Source organism: Bradyrhizobium sp. PRIMUS42 (genome assembly GCF_023006515.1).
Taxonomy (GTDB): domain Bacteria; phylum Pseudomonadota; class Alphaproteobacteria; order Rhizobiales; family Xanthobacteraceae; genus Bradyrhizobium.
In genome coordinates this window covers 1-6,298 of record NZ_JALBGZ010000373.1, presented here as the reverse complement: position 1 = coordinate 6,298, position 6,298 = coordinate 1, and the positions used below count along the sequence as shown (strand labels likewise).

General features: G+C 63.4%; 8 protein-coding genes. 3 read left to right on the top strand and 5 right to left on the bottom strand.

The annotated features are described in order from the left end of the window. From MOV75_RS23795 to MOV75_RS23785, 3 genes are all read left to right on the top strand, one after another. The coding region (locus tag MOV75_RS23795; RefSeq protein ID WP_247006719.1) for an HlyD family secretion protein at window positions 1-529 on the top strand (529 nt) is incomplete at its 5' end. A gap of 4 nt (window positions 530-533) precedes the next feature. After that, window positions 534-2,141 (top strand): MDR family MFS transporter, encoded by a 1,608-nt coding sequence (locus tag MOV75_RS23790; protein ID WP_246920412.1) that lies wholly within the window; start codon window positions 534-536, stop codon window positions 2,139-2,141. Window positions 2,142-2,171: 30 nt separating this feature from the next. After that, window positions 2,172-2,633, top strand: coding sequence for a carboxymuconolactone decarboxylase family protein (locus MOV75_RS23785; RefSeq protein ID WP_246920409.1), 462 nt, complete (start codon window positions 2,172-2,174; stop codon window positions 2,631-2,633). 96 nt (window positions 2,634-2,729) lie between these two features. Here the strand turns inward: MOV75_RS23785 and MOV75_RS23780 are convergent, their stop codons facing one another. The 5 genes from MOV75_RS23780 to MOV75_RS23760 all read right to left on the bottom strand — a co-directional run. After that, window positions 2,730-3,590 carry a D-amino-acid transaminase gene (locus tag MOV75_RS23780; protein ID WP_247006718.1) on the bottom strand — a complete coding sequence of 287 codons (861 nt, stop codon included), beginning with the start codon at window positions 3,588-3,590 and terminating at the stop codon, window positions 2,730-2,732. A gap of 201 nt (window positions 3,591-3,791) precedes the next feature. After that, a complete protein-coding gene (locus MOV75_RS23775; protein ID WP_246920403.1) occupies window positions 3,792-4,523 on the bottom strand; it encodes an amino acid ABC transporter ATP-binding protein in 732 nt (243 codons plus the stop codon). 12 nt (window positions 4,524-4,535) lie between these two features. Next, window positions 4,536-5,228, bottom strand: coding sequence for an amino acid ABC transporter permease (locus tag MOV75_RS23770; protein ID WP_246920400.1), 693 nt, complete (start codon window positions 5,226-5,228; stop codon window positions 4,536-4,538). A 3-nt stretch (window positions 5,229-5,231) separates the two neighbouring features. After that, complete coding sequence (locus MOV75_RS23765) at window positions 5,232-5,963, bottom strand: amino acid ABC transporter permease (protein ID WP_246920397.1); 732 nt, start codon at window positions 5,961-5,963, stop codon at window positions 5,232-5,234. A gap of 115 nt (window positions 5,964-6,078) precedes the next feature. Next, window positions 6,079-6,298: transporter substrate-binding domain-containing protein (locus MOV75_RS23760; protein ID WP_246920387.1), on the bottom strand; the 220-nt coding region annotated here is incomplete at its 5' end.

Below are 6,298 nucleotides of genomic sequence, written 5' to 3'. Positions count from 1 at the left end.
GGCCACCGCTCAGCTCGAACGGGCCCGCGCGGTCGCGCAGCAGGCGGCGCTGAACCTGTCTTATACGGAGATCACCGCGCCGGTCGACGGCACGGTCGGCGCCCGGAGCTTGCGGGTCGGCCAATACGTGCAAGCCGGCACGCAATTGATGGCGGTCGTGCCGCTCGATGCGGTTTATGTCGTTGCGAACTTCAAGGAAACCCAGCTCACGCATGTGCGGCCGGGACAGCCGGTCGAACTGCACGTCGACAGCTTCCGCAACAAGACCCTGCGCGGTCACGTCGACAGCCTGTCGCCGGCGAGCGGGCTCGAATTCGCGCTGCTGCCACCGGACAACGCCACCGGCAATTTCACCAAGATCGTGCAGCGCGTTCCGGTCAAGATCGTGCTGGACGACCACAACCTCACCGGCCTGCTGCGCCCCGGCATGTCGGCGGTGCCGACCGTGAACACCAAGCAAGCGGTGCTGGCCGAGCGCGAGACGGCCAAGCGTCTGGCCGACACCACGTCTCGCGCGAACGGCGGCTGAATCCATGAACACGCTGCAACCGACCGTCAACGCCACCGGTCTCTCCGCCTCCGCTGCGCCCGCCGCACCGGCGGTGTCCGCAAGAACCTGGATTGCGGTGATCGGCGCCACGCTCGGCGCTTTCATGGCGGTGCTGAACATCCAGATCGTCAACGCCTCGCTCGCGGACATCCAGGGCGCGATCGGCGCCGGCATCGACGACGGCGGCTGGATTTCGACCTCCTATCTGATCGCGGAGATCGTGGTAATCCCGCTCTCCGGCTGGCTCGCACAGGTATTCTCGATCCGCATCTATCTGCTCACCAACGCGATCCTGTTCCTCCTGCTGTCGGCGGCATGCGCACTGGCGCAGGACCTGCCGCAGATGATCGTGCTGCGCGCCGTGCAGGGGTTCACCGGCGGCGTTCTAATTCCGATGGCATTCACGCTGATCATCACGCTGCTGCCGCGGGGAAAACAACCGGTCGGCCTTGCCCTGTTCGCGCTGTCGGCGACGTTCGCGCCCGCGATCGGCCCGACCATCGGCGGCTATCTCACCGAGAATTTCGGCTGGGAGTACATCTTCTACGTCAACCTCGTCCCCGGCGCGATCATGGTCGGCATGCTCTGGTACGCGCTCGACGCAAAGCCCATGAAGCTGTCTCTCCTGCGCGAGGGCGACTGGGCCGGCATCATCACCATGGCGATCGGGCTCTCGGCGCTCCAGACCGTGCTGGAGGAAGGAAACAAGGACGACTGGTTCGGCTCACCCTTCATCGTCAGGCTGTCAGTGATCGCAGCCGTTGCACTGACCGCCTTCCTGATCATCGAACTGACGGTAAAGAAGCCGCTGCTCAATCTGCGCCTGCTCGTCCGCCGCAATTTCGGCTTCGGCATGCTCGCAAATTTCCTGCTCGGTATCGCACTCTACGGCTCCGTGTTCATCCTGCCGCAATATCTGGCTCGCATTCAGGGCTACAATGCCGAGCAGATCGGCATGGTGCTGGCCTGGACCGGATTGCCACAGCTCCTCTTGATCCCTCTCGTGCCACGCCTGATGCAGCGGTTCGACGCGCGGATCCTCATCGGCGTCGGCTTCGTGCTGTTCGCTGCTTCCAACTTCATGAACATCTATATGACCAACGATTATGCCGCCGACCAGCTGCTGTGGCCCAATGTCGTCCGCGCCATCGGTCAAGCATTGGTGATGGCTCCGCTGTCGGCCGTCGCAACCGCAGGCATCGAGCCGGAGAACGCGGGCTCAGCCTCCGGCCTGTTCAACATGATGCGCAATCTCGGCGGTGCCGTCGGCATCGCGCTGCTCCAGACCGTGCTGACGAAGCGCGAGCAATATCACTCCAACGTGCTGATGCAGTCGGTCTCGGTGTTCGAGCAGGCCACCCGTACACGGCTGGAACAGCTCATTCAATATTTCGTCAATCACGGCATCCTCGACCGTGCAGACGCCGCGCATCGCGCCTATGTCGCGATCGGTCATGGCGTGCAGAAGCAGGCTTATATCTTCGCCTTCAGCGACACGTTCTATCTGCTCGGCATGGCGCTGATCGTGGCTTTGGCTGCCGTCCTTTTCCTGAAGAAGCCCGGCCAGACCTCGGCTGGCGGAGCCCACTGACATCAACCGTAGGAAGCAAGGAGAACGACCATGAAGCCCCGCATGAACTTCTACCAGGCCGCCCCCGACACGATGAAGGCACTGATGGCGCTGGAGGAGCAGATCCAGTCTACCGGACTGGAGAAATCACTGATCGAGCTCGTCAAGATCCGGGCGTCGCAGATCAACGGCTGCGCCTTCTGCATCAACATGCACACCGAGGACGCGCGCAAGCGCGGCGAGACCGAGCAGCGCATCTACCTGCTCAATGCCTGGCGCGAGTCCCCGCTCTATTCCGACCGCGAGCGCGCGGCGCTGGCCTGGACCGAATCGGTGACACTGATTTCGGAGACGCACGCGCCCGACGATGTCTATGAGCAGGTCCGCGCACAGTTCTCCGATGCGGAGACGGTGAACCTGACCATGCTGATCGGCGCCATCAACGCCTGGAACAGGATCGCGATCGCGTTCCGCGCGGTCCATCCCGTGAAGGTGAAGGCGTCGGTGGCGTGAGCTGCGGCGCGCGCCTCAGCGCAGGTCCCGCAGGGTGGGCAAAGGCGCACTTGCGCCATGCCCACCCTACGAAAGCTATGACAGCGGAGTGCGCGGCTAAACCGCGGTCGCCTTGGCGAACTCCACGTAGATCTCGCGCAGCCGCGTGGCCATCGGACCGGGCTTGCCGTCGCCGACCTTCTGGCCGTCGATCGCAACCACCGGCTGGACGAACAGCGACGCCGAGGTGGCAAAGGCTTCCTTGGCGGCAAGCGCTTCCGCAACCGTGAAAGAACGCTCCTCGACGCGAAGCTGGCGCTCTTCGGCGAGTGCCACCACCGCCTTGCGGGTGCAGCCGGGCAGGATCGCGTTGGAGTTCTTGCGGGTCACGATGACGTCGTCCTTGGTGAGGATGAACGCTGAGGACGAACCGCCTTCGGTGACATAGCCGTCTTCCAGCATCCAGGCCTCGCCCGCGCCGGCTTCGGCCGCCGCCTGCTTTGCCAATACTTGCGCCAGCAGCGCCACACTCTTGATGTCGCGCCGCTCCCAGCGGATGTCCGGCACGGTGATGACGTTGATGCCGGTCTTCGCCGACGCCGCGTTGATGATGTCCTTCTCCGAGGTGAACATCACCAGGCTCGACTTGACGTCGCCTTTGGGAAACGGAAAGTCGCGGCCCTTGTCGGCGCCGCGCGTCACCTGGAGGTAAACGAGGCCGTTCGTGAGCGTGTTGCGCGCGATCAGTTCCTTCTGCAGCTCGGTGATCCGCTCGACCGTCTCCGGAAGCCTCAAGCTGATCTCGCCGACCGAGCGCTCAAGCCGCGCCAGATGCGAGGCATTGTCGACCAGCTTGCCGTCGAGCACGGCCGAGACCTCATAGATGCCGTCGGCGAACAGGAAGCCGCGATCGAGGACCGAGATTTTGGCGTCCGAGAGCGGGACGAATGAGCCGTTGACGTAGGCGATCGGGTCCAAGGCAGGTCTCCTGGGGGGAAGGGGATTTGGCTCTCGGTATAGGAGATTTGGCGAGCCTGATAAACCCTCGATCCGTCATTCCGGGGCATTCGCGAAGCGAATGAGCCCGGAATCCATCTCGCCTCTCGTCCTGCCGCACATTGGATCCTCAGATGCGCAATTGCGCATCATAGCTCGCGCTACGCGCGCCTCGGGGCGGAGTTAATGCGACAGAATCTTCGACAGGAACTTCTGCGCACGGTCGCTGCGCGGCTTGCCGAAGAAGTCTTCCTTCGCCGCGTCCTCGACGATCTCGCCGCGGTCCATGAAGATCACGCGATTGGCCACTTTACGGGCAAAGCCCATCTCGTGGGTGACAACCATCATGGTCATGCCTTCATGAGCGAGGTCCACCATGACGTCGAGCACCTCGCTGACCATTTCCGGGTCGAGCGCCGAGGTCGGCTCGTCGAACAGCATGACGATCGGATCCATGGCGAGCGCTCGGGCGATCGCAACGCGCTGCTGCTGGCCGCCGGACAGGTTCGCGGGAAACTTCTGCGCCTGCTCCTTGAGGCCGACGCGCTCCAGCAGCTGCATGCCTTTTGCTATCGCCTTGTCGCGCGACCGGTCGAGCACCTTCTGCTGCGCGAGGCAGAGATTGTCGATGATCTTCAGGTGCGGAAACAGCTCGAAGTGCTGGAACACCATGCCGACGCGCGAACGCAGCTTCGGCAGGTTGGTCTTGGGATCGTTGACCTTGGTGCCATCGACGCTGATGTCGCCGCTCTGGAACGGCTCCAGCGCGTTGACGCATTTGATCAGCGTCGACTTGCCCGAGCCCGAGGGGCCGCAGACCACGACCACCTCGCCCTTGGTGACGCTGGTGGTGCAATCGGTCAGCACCTGGAAGCTCGGCGTGTACCATTTGTTGACGTGGCTGATTTCGATCATGAGCGGCTAGCCCTAGCGAATGATGGCGATGCGCGCCTGCAGGCGGCGGACGCCGAAGGATGCGATACAGGAAATGGTGAAGTAGACGACCGCTGCGAACAGATACATTTCGACCAGGCGCCCGTCGCGCTGCGCCACCTTGCTTGCCGCTCCCAGGAAGTCCGTGATCGACAGGACGTAGACCAGCGAAGTGTCCTGGAACAGGACGATGGTCTGCGTGATCAGAACCGGCAGCATGTTGCGGAAGGCCTGCGGCAGCACGACGTAGCGCATGGTCTGGGCGTAGGTCAGCCCCAGCGCACTGGCCGCGGCCGGCTGGCCGCGCGAGATCGACTGGATGCCGGCACGCATGATCTCGGAGAAATACGCGGCCTCGAACATGATGAAGGTGATGAGCGAGGAGGCGAAGGCGCCGACGCTGATCGGGCGCGCGGCCCCCGTCACCCACTGCCCGATATAGGGCACCAGGAAGTAGAACCAGAAGATCACCAGCACCAGCGGCAGCGAGCGCATGAAGTCGACATAGATTCCGGCGATGCGGCCGAGGACCTTGAAGCCGGAGAGCCGCATCAGCGCGAGTGCCGTGCCGAAGACGAGACCGCCAAGGGCCGCGAGCCCCGTCAGCGTCAGCGTGAAGGTCATGCCCTCGAGGAACAGATAGGGCAGCGCGCGGCGGATGACGTCAAAATCGAGATTGCCGAACATCGCTTATTTCCCCGTGATGTAGCCGGGGATCGCGACCCAGCGCTCGAGAAAGCGCATTCCGGTCACGACGACGGCGTTGACGAGGAGGTAGAGGATGGTCGCGGCGGTGAAGGCCTCGAACACCTGGAACGAGAATTCCTGCATCGAACGCGCCTGTCCGGTCAGCTCGAGCAGGCCGATGGTGATCGCGACGGCGGTGTTCTTGATGGTGTTGAGGAATTCGGACGTCAGCGGCGGCAGGATGATGCGGAACGCCATCGGCAGCAGCACGTAGCGATAGCCCTGCGCGGTGGTCAGGCCCAGCGCGGTTGCGGCCATCTTCTGCCCGCGCGGCAGCGAGCCGATGCCGGCCTGTAGCTGCACGGCGACGCGTGCCGACATGAAGAAGCCGACGCCGATCGCCGCCGTCCAGAACGGCGCGTTGGGCAGCTGCTTCAGCCATGTGCCGGCGCCTTTTGGCAGCAATTCCGGCAGCACGAAGAACCACAGGAAGAGCTGCACCAGCAGCGGCATGTTGCGGAAGAATTCGACATAGGCGAAGCCGAACCAGTTCGCCCCCTTCGAGGGCAGCGTGCGCATCACGCCGACGAGCGAGCCGGTGATCAGCGCGATGACCCAGGCCAGCGCCGCGGTCTTGAGGGTCAGCACCAGGCCCGACAAGAGCATGTCGAGATAGGTGCCGGTCCCCATCGGGTTCGGCTGGAAGAAGATTCCCCAGTTCCAGTTATAGTTCACGTGTCCCCCGCGCGAACGCGCCAGTCAGAGCTATCTTGGCCGCCTATGCAAATGTCCGGCCATCCCTGTGTCAAGAGTGGCCGGACATGATTCCTATCGAAAGATCGAAGTTATCTTACTTATAGTCGTCCGGATTGGGCGAATCCGTCGGCTTGGCGAACTCGTTCTTCAGCTCGGCCGAGATCGGGGTGTTGAGATTCAGCCCCTTCGGCGGGATCTTCTGCGTGAACCACTTGTCGTAGATCTTCTGCGCCTCGCCGGAGGTGTAGAGCGCCGCGGTCGCGGCATCGACGACCTTCTTGAAGGCGGCGTCGTCCTTGCGCAGCATGATGCCG